The 13,922-nt window shown below is 71.2% G+C and carries 12 protein-coding genes and 1 pseudogene; 12 read left to right on the top strand and 1 reads right to left on the bottom strand.

Features of this window, described 5'->3' with window-relative positions; genetic code table 11:
* Window positions 1–327 precede the first annotated feature (327 nt).
* The 11 genes and pseudogenes from ACIOWN_RS30835 to ACIOWN_RS30785 form a co-directional block, all read left to right on the top strand.
* On the top strand, window positions 328–831 hold the full coding sequence (locus tag ACIOWN_RS30835; protein ID WP_401983972.1) for a DUF3558 family protein: 504 nt from the start codon (window positions 328–330) through the stop codon (window positions 829–831).
* 583 nt (window positions 832–1,414) lie between these two features.
* Window positions 1,415–2,851, top strand: a complete 1,437-nt coding sequence (locus ACIOWN_RS30830) for a hypothetical protein (RefSeq protein WP_401983970.1) — start codon at window positions 1,415–1,417, stop codon at window positions 2,849–2,851.
* Between the two features lie 32 nt (window positions 2,852–2,883).
* Window positions 2,884–3,435: a DUF3558 family protein gene (locus ACIOWN_RS30825; protein ID WP_401983968.1), complete on the top strand. Its 552-nt coding sequence runs from the start codon at window positions 2,884–2,886 to the stop codon at window positions 3,433–3,435.
* Between the two features lie 254 nt (window positions 3,436–3,689).
* Window positions 3,690–5,819, top strand: a complete 2,130-nt coding sequence (locus ACIOWN_RS30820) for a BTAD domain-containing putative transcriptional regulator (RefSeq protein ID WP_401983967.1) — start codon at window positions 3,690–3,692, stop codon at window positions 5,817–5,819.
* Between the two features lie 133 nt (window positions 5,820–5,952).
* Window positions 5,953–6,486 (top strand): dihydrodipicolinate synthase family protein, encoded by a 534-nt coding sequence (locus ACIOWN_RS30815; protein WP_401983965.1) that lies wholly within the window; start codon window positions 5,953–5,955, stop codon window positions 6,484–6,486.
* A gap of 380 nt (window positions 6,487–6,866) precedes the next feature.
* A complete protein-coding gene (tnpA, locus tag ACIOWN_RS30810) occupies window positions 6,867–7,289 on the top strand; it encodes an IS200/IS605 family transposase (protein WP_401791447.1) in 423 nt (140 codons plus the stop codon).
* Window positions 7,286–8,494: an RNA-guided endonuclease InsQ/TnpB family protein gene (locus ACIOWN_RS30805; protein WP_401983964.1), complete on the top strand. Its 1,209-nt coding sequence runs from the start codon at window positions 7,286–7,288 to the stop codon at window positions 8,492–8,494. Before tnpA ends, ACIOWN_RS30805 begins: the two co-directional genes overlap by 4 nt.
* A 31-nt stretch (window positions 8,495–8,525) precedes the next feature.
* The gene (locus ACIOWN_RS30800) at window positions 8,526–9,254 is read left to right on the top strand and encodes a histidine kinase (protein WP_362357805.1); all 729 of its coding nucleotides are present in this window, start codon (window positions 8,526–8,528) and stop codon (window positions 9,252–9,254) included.
* Window positions 9,255–10,009: 755 nt separating this feature from the next.
* Window positions 10,010–10,834 carry a polyprenyl diphosphate synthase gene (gene uppS / locus ACIOWN_RS30795; RefSeq protein ID WP_401983962.1) on the top strand — a complete coding sequence of 275 codons (825 nt, stop codon included), beginning with the start codon at window positions 10,010–10,012 and terminating at the stop codon, window positions 10,832–10,834.
* A complete protein-coding gene (locus ACIOWN_RS30790) occupies window positions 10,831–12,318 on the top strand; it encodes an oxygenase MpaB family protein (RefSeq protein ID WP_401983960.1) in 1,488 nt (495 codons plus the stop codon). Before uppS ends, ACIOWN_RS30790 begins: the two co-directional genes overlap by 4 nt.
* A gap of 86 nt (window positions 12,319–12,404) precedes the next feature.
* Window positions 12,405–12,805, top strand: a pseudogene (locus tag ACIOWN_RS30785) (hypothetical protein); the annotation flags it as partial.
* Here the strand turns inward: ACIOWN_RS30785 and ACIOWN_RS30780 are convergent.
* Window positions 12,750–13,094, bottom strand: coding sequence for a MerR family transcriptional regulator (locus tag ACIOWN_RS30780; RefSeq protein WP_281155543.1), 345 nt, complete (start codon window positions 13,092–13,094; stop codon window positions 12,750–12,752). The pseudogene ACIOWN_RS30785 and the gene ACIOWN_RS30780 overlap by 56 nt on opposite strands.
* A 598-nt stretch (window positions 13,095–13,692) precedes the next feature.
* Between ACIOWN_RS30780 and ACIOWN_RS30775 the strand changes: the two genes are divergently transcribed.
* On the top strand, window positions 13,693–13,922 hold a 230-nt coding region (locus ACIOWN_RS30775; protein ID WP_401984046.1), incomplete at its 3' end, for a transposase family protein.

Below are 13,922 nucleotides of genomic sequence, written 5' to 3'. Positions count from 1 at the left end.
CGGGCATGGCCGTTCCCTGAGCGGCCACCCCGAACCGTGCCGCCCCACCGCGTCGGCCGATCGATTCCATGGTGTCCGTCACCAGTTCCGCGCACAAGCGCGGGCCGTGCTCGCCGAGCCGGCGGCGAGCGGCGCCTCCGGTCACCTGAAGAATTCCCCAACGGGGCGCGAACACTTGCGTCCATGCTGATCAGGATGGTGGACCGGTCCGGATGGTACGGGGCCGCGGCCGCTGCCCTCGCGCGGCGCCGGGTCTGCGGCGATGGTGACAAGGAGGTCTGGCTGATGATGCCTGGAAGACGCTCGCGGCATGCTCCGGTGCTGACCATGACGTTGCTCGTGACGCTCGCCGCGGCCGGGTGCGGAGGCTCCGGCGAGGGGTCTCCCTCGGCCGCCGACCGACCGCGGTCGGACGCCACGGCCCGCACGGGCGACAGCGGCGGAACCCCGGCGAAAAGGCCGACGGCGGACCCCTGCGGGCTCGTCTCCGTCCAGGAGGTACAGCAGTTGGGAGGCGTGTCCGTCACGGCGAAGACGAGCGAGTTCAACACCACGGGCTGCGAGTACTCGCACGAAGGGGTGCTGATCTCCTCGACCGTACAGGGCGACGAGGCCAAGGCCTTCGCCGACGACATGCTCGCGGGAGCTCACAAGAGGCGGCTCCCCGGCGTGGGCGATGAGGCCTACTCCTACGACGCCTCCGACTACGGGACCTTCGCCGTGCTCTTCCGGAAGTCGGGCACCTGGGTCGCGATGACCGTGGTGGCGGACAGGGCGGACAACGCCGGACGGCTGAACGAACTCGCCCGGACGGTGGCCGCCCGCATCTGACACCGGCAGCCGGACCCGCGCCGTGCCGCACCCCACGAGCCCGGTGCGCGTTCGGCGTGGGCACGTGCCGGGGCAGCGGGTGCCCGGTGCCCCGGCGTTCGGTCCGGAGGAGAGGGCCGGGCACGGGCGGACGTGTGGTCGTGCCGCGCGGACCGTTCCCGGGACCCACCTCGTCCGGCCGTGCCCGGAACCCTGCACGTCCGCGTGGGCGTGCGGACGCGCATGGGCGACGCGGCCGGTGGCGGAGCAGTCCACGAGGCCGTCCGTCAACACCGCCGCTGCCCGGCAGCCGCAGCGGCCACGAGAGACGACGCGGCGACCAGTGGCCCGAAGGATTCCTGAACAGGGCGCGAACACGCCAGTCGATGATGGTCCGCGGGGGACACGGCGCCGCGCGCGTCGGCCATGGCGAACGGATCACGGCATGAGAATCATCCGGCTGTTGCTGGCTGTGTCACGGGGGGTTGCGGCTCTGCGCCGGGGGTGGGCCGTGCGTGCGGCGTGCCGGGGGAGGCGGGTCGCAGCGCTCGCGATCGCGCTCCTCCTGGCCACCACGGCGGCATGCGGTGGCGCACCCGGGCGCGTGCACGAGGGCTCCGGTCCGGCCGGCACGTCCGAGGCCGCGCTCACCTACGGGACCGGGCCGGTCCGTGACCCGTCGGTCACCTACCAGCCCGACGTCGTGATCGTCGAGGACGGACCCCGAGCGATCCGGTCGGCATCCAGTGACGGCCTGACCTGGACCATCGACGGAAAAGCCCGCGGCGCCCAGGACATTCGGCCCGGAAAGGTCCTGTACGCCACCAGCCGCGCGGTGGGGCGGGTGCAGAAGGTGCGCCGGGCACACGGGGACGTCGTGGCCACCCTGGGCCCGGTGGAGTTCACCGAGGTCTTCCGCGACGCCCACCTCAGCCTCGACCAGGACATCGACGACGGCGCGCTCCACTACCTGGAGATCCCGGACCTGCCCGGGGCGGTGACCGTGCCTGCGGATGCCCCGGCGGACTTTGCGACGGAGGCCGGGAAGGGCGTTGCGAAGGATGCCGCGCGGGACGTCCCGACGACGGCGCGGACGATCGGACGGACATCGGTGCGCGCCGCGCATTCGGGACGTGCCGGCACCGCGGCCGCACATGGACCGGTCCGGCTCGCCGCGGCGGCCGGGGACACGCTGCCGCCGGCCAGGTCGAGCAGCGTCACAGCAAATCTCGGGGAATGGAAGGCCGAGCCGTACCGCAGTCCGGGGGCGTTCGGCCTGAAGTTCAATCACAAGGCCGCGGGCGGGCTCAAGGTCTTCGTCGACTTCTCGTTGAAGACGGAGAAGCTGCACATCCGTTCCGATGTACGGATCTCCGGCGGTCGGGTCGCCGACGGGGCCACGTTCGCCGTCGAGGGCATCAAAAGCGCCGCGATCAGTATCGCCGCCGGTGCGGCCAACGGTGTCATCGACAACTCGAAGATCCGGGCCGAGGTACCGGTCGAGATGACCCTGCCGATCGCGGGGACCCCGTTCGCCTTCAGCATCAGCTGGAAGTTCAGCGTCGCCACCGCACTCGGCGGCAACAACACCACGGTGACCGCCGGTGGTGAATGGGGGCTCGACGGTGCCATCGGCATGGTCAACGGCTCGATCGTCACCCCGAAGCTCTCGGTGATCAAAAGCATCATGGACTCGATCACCGGAATCTCCGTCGGAGTCAGCGGCATCGCCACAGCCGTCGAGTTCAAGGTCCAGTTCGGGGTCGGAGTGCCCGCCGCCTTCGCCGGTCCCTACGCCAAACTCGTCATGGACTTCGGGGTGACCAACGGCTCGGCCCTCGGCGCCTCCTTGACCCGCTGTGTCGGAGCCACGCTGGACGGCAAGGTCGGCGGGGGCGTGGGGGTCTCGGTCTCCGCCGTGGCCATGGCCGCCCTCAAGAAGCTCCTGCCCACGATGAAGTTCGAGCTGCAACAGGAGAGTCTGACACCTTTCGTCCACAAACAGCAGACGCTGCCGGACGTACCCCTGTGCAAGTCCTGACACCGACACCAAGGCAGACAGCGAGGATCCCGATGAACCGCAACCGCAACCGCAGCCGCCCGCTTTCGCCACTGGTGCCCCTGACCGTGCTCGCCGTGCTCGGGCTGTCCGGGTGCGGCGGCCACGGGCAGCCCTCAGCCGCCACCCCCTCGTCGGCTGACCCGGCCCCGGCAACCCGGACTCCGGAGAAGAGCACCGAGGCGCCGTCGCCGAACGGGGCGGCCGTCGACCCCTGCGCCCTGGTGACCAAGCAGGAGGCCGAGAAGCTGGCCGGTACAGCGCTCGACCCCGCGACACCGGTACGGGAGACCTGCACCTACACCGGTCCCGTCACCGGGCCGACGGCCCAGGTGGAAATCTTCGTCGGGGACGGCGCGAAGAAGTACCTCGACATCGAACGCGACCTCGGACACACGCTGAGGCCGCTGGCCGGCGTCGGCGACGAGGCGTACGCCGAGGACGAGGCGCTCTTCCTCCGCAGGTCCGACCTGTGGGTGTCGATCCGCCTGGTGCGCCTCAACGACCCGGCGGAGAACCGCACACCACTGGAAGAACTGGCCCGGAAGGTGGCCACCCGGATCTGACCCGCATCCGCGGCGCGCACCCGTCCCATCCCTGGGAGCTCCCGCGATCCCAATCGTCACCGTCGTCCTTCGACAACACCGCCGAGTACCGGATCGGCGCGCCGGAGAACCTCGGCGAGGTCCGCCTCCCCGTGCCCGCCGGAGACCTTGCCGGAAACCTCGCCGGGACCCACGCCAGAAACCGCGCCCGGAGTAGTCCCTGACTTCCCGAAACCACCCGGCCCGTCCGCCTTCGTCATGAGTATCCTGACGCGGTGACCACCAGCGCGGGAGGGGCCGCGGGCGCTGACCGGGTGCGCGACCCCGATACCGTCGCACGGCTGGCGGAGTCGGCCCTGCGACAGAGGCAATACCACGAGGCGCCGCGGCATGTCGCAACGCTCCCGGCGGACGCGCCGCTGCCTGCCGAACTGGCCTGGCGGCTCGGCCGGGTACTCCATCAGCGGGGCGAGTTCGAGGGCGCCGAGTCGCTGTACGAACGCGCGGCCGCCGATGCCGGGGACACCGGCGCTGACCGGGCCCAGCTGCTGGCCGGCCGGTCGGCAGCACGCTGGGCCCGTGGTGACCGGGCGCGGGCGCGGAGCCTTGCAGACGAGGCGGTGCGGGCTGCCGAGCAGAGCGGCGACGACGCCGCGCTGGCGGCGGCCTACCTCGCCCAGGCGCTGGCCGCCTTCAGCGAGGGCGACCGCGCCGCCAACGAACACGCCTACGCCATGGCTTTCGCGGCGGCGGAACGGGCCGGGGACATAGGCCTGCAACTGCGGATCCGCTCCAACGTCGGCTCCCGCCTGGTCGAGGAGGGGCGTCTGCGTGAGGCGGTCGGTGCCCTCACCGAGGCGATCGGTCTCGGTGAGGGCACCCCCCAGCAGACGCTGCTCGCACTGGCCCTGCACAACCGCGCCGAGGCCTGGCTGGGACTCAGCGACCTCAACGCCGCCCGCGCGGACGCCGACCGTGCGCTCACCCTGTGGCAGCGGGAGGGCTCCCCGCTCGCCGCGTTCGGACTGCTGATGATCGCCCGGGTGCACCTGGCCCGGGGCTCGTCCTGGCAGGCCATGGCGGCGTACCACGAGGCCGTGGCGATGGCCGAGCCGGACGGCAACGCCCAGGTCGTCGCACAGGCATGGGCCGGACTGGCGCGCACCTGCTACGCCGACGATCCGGCCGAGGCGGCGCGGTACGCGGAGTTGTCCCTCACGCATCCGAGCGCCGCCGGGCCGGTCACCGGTCAGCTGGCCGCGGGCTGGGTCGCATTGTGCAGCGGAGACACCGCCTCGGCCGCCCGGTACGCCGCAGACGTCCGCTCGGAGGCCGGCCGCCGCCGCGACCCGGCCGGGCTGGCCGAGGCGATGGAACTCGCCGCGCTCGCCGCATACCGGAGTGATGCGGCCGCGGCGCCGGGACGCCCTGCTGGACGCCGTGCCGCCGGGCTGGTGGAGGCGGCCGCGATCTGGACCGACGCGGGCAACGAAATCGCCCTGGCCACCAACGCGCTGCTGCGGGCGCGCCATGCGGGCGACCGGCTGTCCGAGGACGTCGCCTGGCAGCGGATGCACCGGCTCGGGGTGTGCGACGACGTCTGGCACATCGCAGGGCCGCTGGCGGCGATCGGTCCGCCGTCGGTCCCCGAGGTCGCCGTGCAGACCCTGGGCCACTTCGCGGTGCTGCTCTCCGGAACGCCCGTGCCCCCGGCCGGATGGCAGTCACGGAAGGCCCGTGAGCTGGTCATGGTCCTGGCGGGTCAGCTGGGAAGACCGGTCACCCGGACCGCGCTCGCCGCCCTGTTGTGGCCGCAGACGCCTCAGGAGGTGGCCAACCGCCGGCTGTCGGTGCTGATTTCGACGGTGCGCGCGGTCCTCGACCCGGCGCGGCGGCACCCGGCCAACCGCTTTCTGGTCACCGACACCTCCACCGTGCGACTCAACACGGACCACGTCGTCCTCGACACGGTCCGGTTCCACGACGCGGCCCGTGCGGCCATCGCGGCGTACGCCGCGGTCGAGGGCAGCCGGGACAGGGCAGCCGCCGCCGACGTGGTGGCGCGCCTCGAAGTGGTCGTCGGTATGTACACCGGCGACTTCGGCCACGACGGTGAGCTCACCGGGGAGTGGAGCGACCGCCCGCGCGCGGCCTTCGCCGAACTGCACCGCGACGTCGTCCGTACCCTCGCCCGGCGCTGCCTGCGGCTGGACCGCTGCGGCGCGGCAGCGGGCTGGTACCTGCGCCTGATCGGCGAGGACGGCTACGACGAGTCGGCCCACCTCGGACTGATCGCCGCACTCTCCGCGGCGGGCCGGCACGGCGAAGCACGCCGCCGCTACCGCGACTACGCCGAGCGCATGCACGAGATCGATGTCCGCCCCGCACCCTTCCCCACGGAGTGACCGCCCGGGCGGGAAGCCCGCGGCGTACGGTTCGCCTCTCCCGCCCGGTCCCGGGCCGCACCGGACGTCGGCCGCCGGATCGCGACCATCTCCGGCCAAGCGCCGACCACACGTCGAGAACGAGCGGCCGGGTATGAGCGATCCCGCGGTCGTCACGGAGAGGGAACCCGCCCCACGGCAACCCTGGCCCAGGTACGCCTCGCCGGGCCTGGAAGTGATCAGCGGCGCCGACGACGTCATGCTGGAGAGTCTGCTGATGGGCGCCACCGGCTGGTTCGCCGGCTTCCCGAACGCCTTCGCGGCGGAGTCCGCCTGCCTGTACGACCTGGCCGTCGCCGGGAAGCTGGCGGAGGCCCGCACGGTGTACGAACCGCTCGCGGCGCGGGCCGCCGACGCCATCGCCCCGCCCCCGTTCGGGATGCTGGAACTGTGGGCAGCCGATGGCACGCCACTCTCTGACGAGGATTTCTCCCTCAACGACCACGACTTCCGATCGACGACTCGCTGCAGCCGCCCCGCGGCGCGGCAAGATACTGGCGGCCCTCGCGCGGGCGGAGCGGAGGGTGTTCACCCGCCCCGCGCCGAAATCGGCGAAGGCTCGAACCGCTCGGCGCTGCAAGCCTGCATATGTGACAACTACCTCGCTTCGACTCAATACGGTTTATAGCGGTCCGTAAATTCGCGCGCGATCAGAACTCGAGCCCAGCGACTGCGCCACCACCACCAGTGTGTCCTCGGCGATCACCTCCAGCACCCGGCCCCGCACCCGCTCCCGGATTCCGGCGTCCCAGATCCTTCGCGACCTCGGCGACGGTCCTGCCGGTCTCGGTAACGATCCGTACGGCCCCCGGCGCGGAACTCCGCATCGAACTTCCGTCGCTTCTCTGCCATCAGTACCTAGCCAGGGGACGCCCGGCTTTAGCGGGGTGGGGAATGGCTTCTGAGCCCTGCTCTGGCCTCAACTGGGTGCACGGATCTGCACTGTTCACCTGAGCCGGCCTCTCTACCGCACTAGACATGCGGCGCGTGTATAGTGATCCTGTGACTGTGACCAGGAAGGTTCGCCGATTCTCCGGCGGCGTGTACGACCTCGGGCTCCACGTGGTGTGGTGCCCGAAGTACCGCCGTCCGGTCCTCGGCGGGCGGGTCGCGGAACGCTTGGACGAGTTGATCCGGCAGAAGGCCGACGAACGCGGGTGGGAGGTCATCGCCCTTGAGGTGATGCCCGACCACGTGCACCTGTTCGTGAAGCACGACCCGAAGTCGTCGGCCTCGTACGTGGCGAACCAGTTCAAGGGCTTCACATCCCGCGTGCTGCGCGAGGAGTTTCCGCACCTGAAGTCACGGATGCCCACCCTGTGGTCGTCGTCGTACTTCGCCGCCTCGGTCGGCGCCGTGTCGGCGGCCACGGTCGAGAAGTACATCAACACCCAGTGGGAACGCCCGTGGAAGAAGGGGGACGGCTCGTGATCCGCGCGTACAAGTTCCTCCTGCGCCCCACGGCCCGTCAGACGGCAGCGCTCGGCGAGATGCTGCGGGACCACTGCTCCCTGTACAACGGCGCGTTGCAGGAGCGCCGGGACGCCTACCGGCACAGCTCGAAGACGAGCATCAAGTACGGCGACCAGTCCGCCCAGCTCAAAGACATCCGCGCATTCGACCCGGAGCGGCAGGGCCGCTGGTCGTTCTCCTCCCAGCAGGCCACCCTGCGCCGTCTCGACAAGGCGTTCCAGGCGTTCTTCCGCCGGGTCAAGGCCGGGCAGACCCCGGGCTACCCCCGTTTCAAGGGCGCAGGGCACTTCGGCACCGTCACCTTCCCCAAGGACGGCGACGGCTGCCGCTGGGACTCCACCCCACACGATGCGCGGACCCGCGTACGGCTCCAGGGCGTCGGGCACGTCCGTGTGCACCAGCACCGGCCCGTACAGGGCCGCGTCAAGACGATCAGCGTGAAGCGCGAAGGGAGCCGCTGGTACGTCGTCCTCGCCTGCGACAACGTGTCCGCCGAGGAGCTGCCGCCCACCGGGGCGATCGTCGGTATCGACATGGGCATCGCCCACTTCCTCACCACCTCGGACGGTGAACACGTCGCCAACCCGCGCTTCCTCCAGGCGATGGCCGACGAACTCGCCGAAGCGCAGCGGCACCTCGCGACGTTCCCGAAGCGGACCCGGCAGCGCACCAAGCGCCACCGCGCGGCGGCCCGGAAGGTCGCCAAGCTGCACGGCAGGATCCGGCGGCAGCGCGCCGACTTCCACCACAAGACCGCACGTACGCTGATCACCGACCACGACGTGATCGCGCACGAGCGACTGAACACAGTGGGCCTGACCAAGAGCCCCGCACCCAAGGCCGACCCCGAGCAGCCCGGCAGCTTCCTGCCGAACGGTGCTGCCGCGAAGGCCGGCCTCAACCGCAGCATCCTCGACGCGGGTTGGGCGCAGTTCCTCGGAATCCTGGCGAACAAGGCTGAGAGTGCCGGTCGCCTCACGGTCCCGGTGGACGCGCGCAACACCTCCCGCACGTGCCCCGAATGCGGGCACGTAGCGAAGGAGAACCGCGTCACCCAGGAAAGGTTCCAGTGCACGGCGTGCGGGTTCGCGGGGAACGCGGACCACGTCGGCGCGACGAACGTCCTCAACAGGGCCGGGCTGGTCCTCTGCGCGGCGGCTTAACCACCGACGCAGGAAGCCCGCGCGTTTACGCGTGGGTGGAGTCACCTTCACCTTTCTGGCACTGTCCATGGTGTGGGGCACACACGCGTTCCTGGTGAGCCGCCACCCCGACGACCGGGAGCGGGCCTTGGTCGCACGGGTGGACACGCTCACTCGTACCCGCCGCGGTGCGGTGGAGAGCCAGGCGGCCGAGCTGAAGCGGGTCGAACGCGACCTGCATGACGGTGCGCAGGCCCGCCTGGTGTCGCTCGGCCTGACCCTCGGCATGACTCAGGACCTGATCCACCGCGACCCGGACGCCGCGGCGGAGATGCTCGGCGAGGCCCGTTCCACCGCCGGCAGCGCGCTGGAGGACCTCCGTACCGTCATGCACAGCATCCAGCCGCCGGTACTCGCCGACCGCGGCCTTGCCGACGCGGTCCGGGCACTCGCGCTCGACCTGCCGCTGCCGGTCACCATCACCGGCGACCCGCCGCCGGACATCCCTGTGGCGGTCCAGACGGCCGGGTACTTCGCCATCGCCGAATGCCTGGCCAACACGGTCAAACACGGCCAGGCGACCGCGGCATCCGTGACCTACGTGACCGACCCGCAGGTGCTGCGGGTCGAGGTGGGCGACAACGGCGTCGGCGGCGCCGTTGTCGCACCCGGCCGCGGCCTGCACGGCATCGTCCAACGGCTGGCGATCCTCGACGGTCAGCTCGACGTCGACAGTCCGGCCGGCGGCCCGACGCGCGTCACTATCACCGTCTTGGTCTGAGGCAATGCTGGTTGAACGCGCCTCAAATCACGGCCGTGTCCGCACAATGCGGCGACCTCGGCGCGGTGATGACCGAGCGTCGCCGACGGCGGCAGGGCCTCGAACGGACCGCCGGGCGTGCCCACCGGCCGACGGGTCCCGCCCCCCACTCGACGAGCGCCCAGTTCCAGACGGACCAGAACAACCCAGGGCCTGTCGAATCCTGCCCGGTGCCGCACGTCGATGTGCCGCGTGCGGTGGAAGCGGCTGACGCGCCCGGTCCGCGTTCGCACGGACCGTCACCGCGTACCCGGCCCGCAGCCGCACAGCGGCCGCTCCTCGAAGGCCCACGGCACCACCCGCCCACCCGGCTCCGCCCAGCGCAGTCGGCGCGGTCCGCGTCGGGGCGAGCAGCCGGACGATCTCGTCGAAGACCCCGGCACCGTACGTCTCGGCGAGCCGATTGTTGTCCCCGGGGGAGCCACGCCGAGGGTGCGTTCGTTCCGCGCCCTGTTCACGGTGGACGGCGGGCAGAGGCGTACGAGATCGTCGACCGCGGTCGCCGGAGGGACGCTGCCGACACCGGCGTGAAAAGACTCGGACGTACGAGCCAAGGGTGACGGCGCCCCGTATCGGCTGTACGGGCCTCTTTGCGCTGCCAGAATTCCGGCAGGCGAGGCGCCGGTGGGGGCGCGGGCGAGGCGGGGGCGGCGAGGCGGGGTGGGCGTGACCGAGCGCGGCACGACCGGTCGTGCCGCTCCGGGGGGGGACCGGGCATGACGGACCACGGCGTCCCGGGCGGACGCGCGGCGACGGAGGACCGGCCGGGCCGTGAACGGCGGAGCGACGGGCAGGGCAGACAACGGCAGGGCGACGGGGCGCCGCCTGCGGTGCCCCGGCACGTGGCGTGCGTGATGGACGGCAACGGCCGGTGGGCGGAGCGGCGTTCACTGCCGCGCGCGGCGGGCCACCGGGCCGCCGAGAACACCGTCATCGACATCATCGAGGCGGCCCGGTCCGCCGGCGTGGAGTGGCTCAGCCTGTACGCCTTCTCCACCGAGAACTGGAACCGGCCCGGCGCCGAGGTCGACTACCTGATGCGCCTGGTCCGCCGGGTCGTACGGAAGCACGCGTTGCTGCTGCTCGCCCGCGGCATCCGCTGCCGCTTCCTCGGGGCCGCCGACCCGCGCATCCCCCGCGAACTGGCCCGGGACTTCGACGACCTGACGACGCTGACCGGCGACAACCGGGGGATGACGCTGACCGTGGCCTTCGACCACGGCGGCCGCCGGGACATCGTCGAGGCCACCCGGTCGCTGATCCGCAGCGGAACGCCCGCGGACGAGGTGACCGAGCGGCTCTTCGCGGAGCACCTGCCGTTCCCCGACACCCCGGACGTCGACCTCGTCATCCGCACCTCCGGCGAGCAGCGCATCTCCAACTTCATGCTCTGGAAAGTCGCCTACGCCGAGTGGGTCTTCCCCGAGGTGCTCTGGCCGGACTTCCGGGCCCCCGATTTCCTCGCCTGCCTGCACACCTACCGGCGCCGCGACCGCCGCTTCGGCGGCCTACCGCCCCAGACGAACGGAGACCCGCGATGACGACCGCAACGACCGGCGCGACCCGCACGGACACCACGCGACCGGCCGACGGAACGCCCCTGTTCGGGCCGGATTCGCAGTTCCACGCGTTCTTCGACGACCCGCGCTGGGCGCTCGCCATGGTCCGCGCGACCGTGCTGGAGGCGGCCCACCCGCAGATCGGCGCCGCCCTCGTCGACAACTCCACCTTTGTCGCCCACCCCTGGCGCCGGCTCCGCAACACCTTCCTCAGCATGCGGCGCATGTTCGACGCCGACCCTGCGGTACGCGAGCGGGAGGCCGCCCGGCTCAACCGGCTGCACGCCCGTATGAGCGGCTCCGACTCCCGAGGGCGGGCCTATGACGCGATGGACCGCACGACCCGCGCCTGGGTGGTCGCCACCCTCTTCGAGAGCGCCGTCACCATGTGCCGGCTGAGCGGCCAGCCGCTCGACCAGGACACGATGGAGCGTATGTACGCCGAGTACCGCGCGTTCCTGGCAGCCCTCGACGGTGACGCCGGAGAACTCCCCGAAGACCTCCACGATTTCTGGCAGTACTTCGACCGGGTCGTCGAGAACGAGTTGGAGTACACCGAGGCGGCCCGCGTCATCCTCTACCGGATCTTCGACCACCTGCCCGCCCCGCCGCTGCTCGACGGCGCCCCGACGCTGTGGGCGGCAGGCCGGGCCGTTGCCGGACCTCTCCTCGGCGCGATCACCGTCGCCTCGCTCCCCGGGCCGTACCGGCGCCGGGCCGGCCTGCCGGAGATGCCCGGCGCCCAGACCCTCATGCAGGGCGCCTACCTCGCCGCCGGACTGGCCCGCTTCCTGCCCGAGGGCTGGCTCAACGCCGAAAACGTCATCGAACTCCTCTCGCTCTCGCCCGGGAGCGACGACCCCCGCTCCCGGACCGTGGCCGCCCTGCGCGGCCGCATGAGGCGGGCATCCGCCCTGCTCCGCCTACTGACCCCGCTGGGCGGTGACACCGATCCGGACCCGGCATCCGGGGCGGGCACGGGGGAGGGCCGACGTTCAGCGGAGGAGTTTTTCCGCCAGGTGCTGGACCAGACCGGCGACGGCCACATCGACTGGCCTGACCTCGCCGCCATGGCCCGCGAACTCTCCACCCGCCTCGACCTGGACGAACCCGAGGAGACCCGGCTCTACGAGGCCTTCGCTGCCTGGTGGCGCGAACTCCAGGCCGCCCTCGACACGGACGGCGACGGCCGCGTCAGCGCCGACGAGTACGCCGCCGCCGTCCCCTCCCTCGCCGGACCCGCGCTCATCCGCGTCGCCGAGGTGCTCTTCGACGCCGCCGACAAGGACGGCAGCGGGGCCATCGACGCCGACGAGTACCGGACTCTCTTCCGCACTGCCTTCCGCCGCGACCTCACGACCACCGACGGAATCTACGGCCGGAGCGCCTTCGTGAGTGACTTCCTCTCCTTCATGTCCGCCCGCCGCACGGGCACCCCGTACGACCCCCTCCTCGCGGACGCCTGATGTGATCTCTTTGACCTGGGGCTTCGAACGTCGTCTCGCACTTGATCACTCGCGTCGGTGACTGCCGTACGTGCAGGCGGCCATGTTCGAGTCGGCCACCGACCGTCTCCCTCGTCCTGCGCCTGGTAAGGGAAGTTCCCGGGTGGGGGGTACCGGCGCGTCCACGGTGAGCTGCTGATCTCAGGCGTGAAGGTGGCCGCCCCCACCGTCTGGGAGATCAATCGAGCACAGCAACCGGGACGGCAGGCTCTCCGCCCTGTTCGACCCCGTTCTCGCCGACGTGGGGATCGAGGTCGTGCTGACGGGAGCCCGGATGCCGAGAATGAACTCGGTCATGGAGAGGTGGGTGCGGACCTGTTGGCGGGAGCTGCTGGACCGCACCTTGATCTGTCCGCTGGCTGTCGGCGTCCGACTCGGCGCCCGGCGTCCTGTCAGGCTGAGGTCTTCGATGGGGACTCGCGGCCCTGTGTGCGCAGTTGCTCGTTGATGCGCTGGGCTTCTTCGAGTTGGTCTTCGAGGATGATGATGCGGCAGGCGGCCTCTATGGGGGTGCCCTGGTCGACGAGTTCGCGGGCGCGGGCAGCGATGCGCAGCTGGTAGCGGGAGTAGCGGCGGTGGCCGCCATCCGAGCGCAGGGGGGTGATCAGGCGGTGTTCGCCGAGGGAGCGGAGGAAGGCGGGGGTGGCGCCAAGCATTTCGGCGGCCCGGCCCATGGTGTAGGCGGGGTAGTCGTCATCGTCGAGGTTGTCGGTGGGACGGGAAGCGGCAGGGGGCATAAACCTCTTCTTTCGTGGACGCGTCGGGGGGCCCGGGTGCCGTGCAGGCACCCGGCCCCGAGCTTTCAACACCATCTACCGGCACACTGCGCCAGCCTTCTGTGTCCGCAGGTTCCGCCTGGGAGGGCGGGGCTGCGGGGATCGCGGATGCGTGACCGGGGACCAACTTCCAATCCGAGGCCTGCGGTACCCGGGCGGACTTCCTTCCTGGCCCGGGCGATCCTGGATGGCGTTCGACTCCTTACTTTCGGTTACTCGGTTGTAAAGCTGGATACTGCGGGTACTGCTCGCGCCCCCTGTGCCCAGGGTCTTTGAGAAGTGCCGAGGTGGGCGGGTTCGCTTGCTGAGCACCGGTTGTGACGGCTTGTCGACTTCTGTCTGTGGGTGACCCTGGACGCAGAACAGGCATGGCCGCTGGTGATCATGTGGGTGTCGAGTCCGTATGAGCACCGAGCGAGTCCATGCCTGCACACCCATCTTCCCGCATGCCGTCATGCCTTCGACAACTGGGGGACGTCTCCGGCTCAGCCCCGCTGGAGGCAGCCGTTGACCTGCGGAGTTATATGGCCACGGTGCCTGACCCACGGGCCCGTCGCGCATACGTCACCCTTGGACAGCCCTGCTCACCGCTGCGGCCGCCGCCGTTCTGGCAGGCGCCGCCTCGATTACGGCGATCGGAGAGTGGGTCGCCGACGCACCGCAGAGGGCCCTGGCCCTGCTCGGGTTCCGGCCCGATCCGCTGACCGGCCTGATCCGCCCGCCCCATGCCACGACCATCCGTCTCGTCCTGGCCGCCGCGGACGGTGACGCCCTCGACCGCGCCATCGG

It is taken from the genome of Streptomyces sp. NPDC087787, assembly GCF_044743035.1.
Classification (GTDB): domain Bacteria; phylum Actinomycetota; class Actinomycetes; order Streptomycetales; family Streptomycetaceae; genus Streptomyces.
This window is presented reverse-complemented; position numbering and strand designations above follow the sequence as displayed.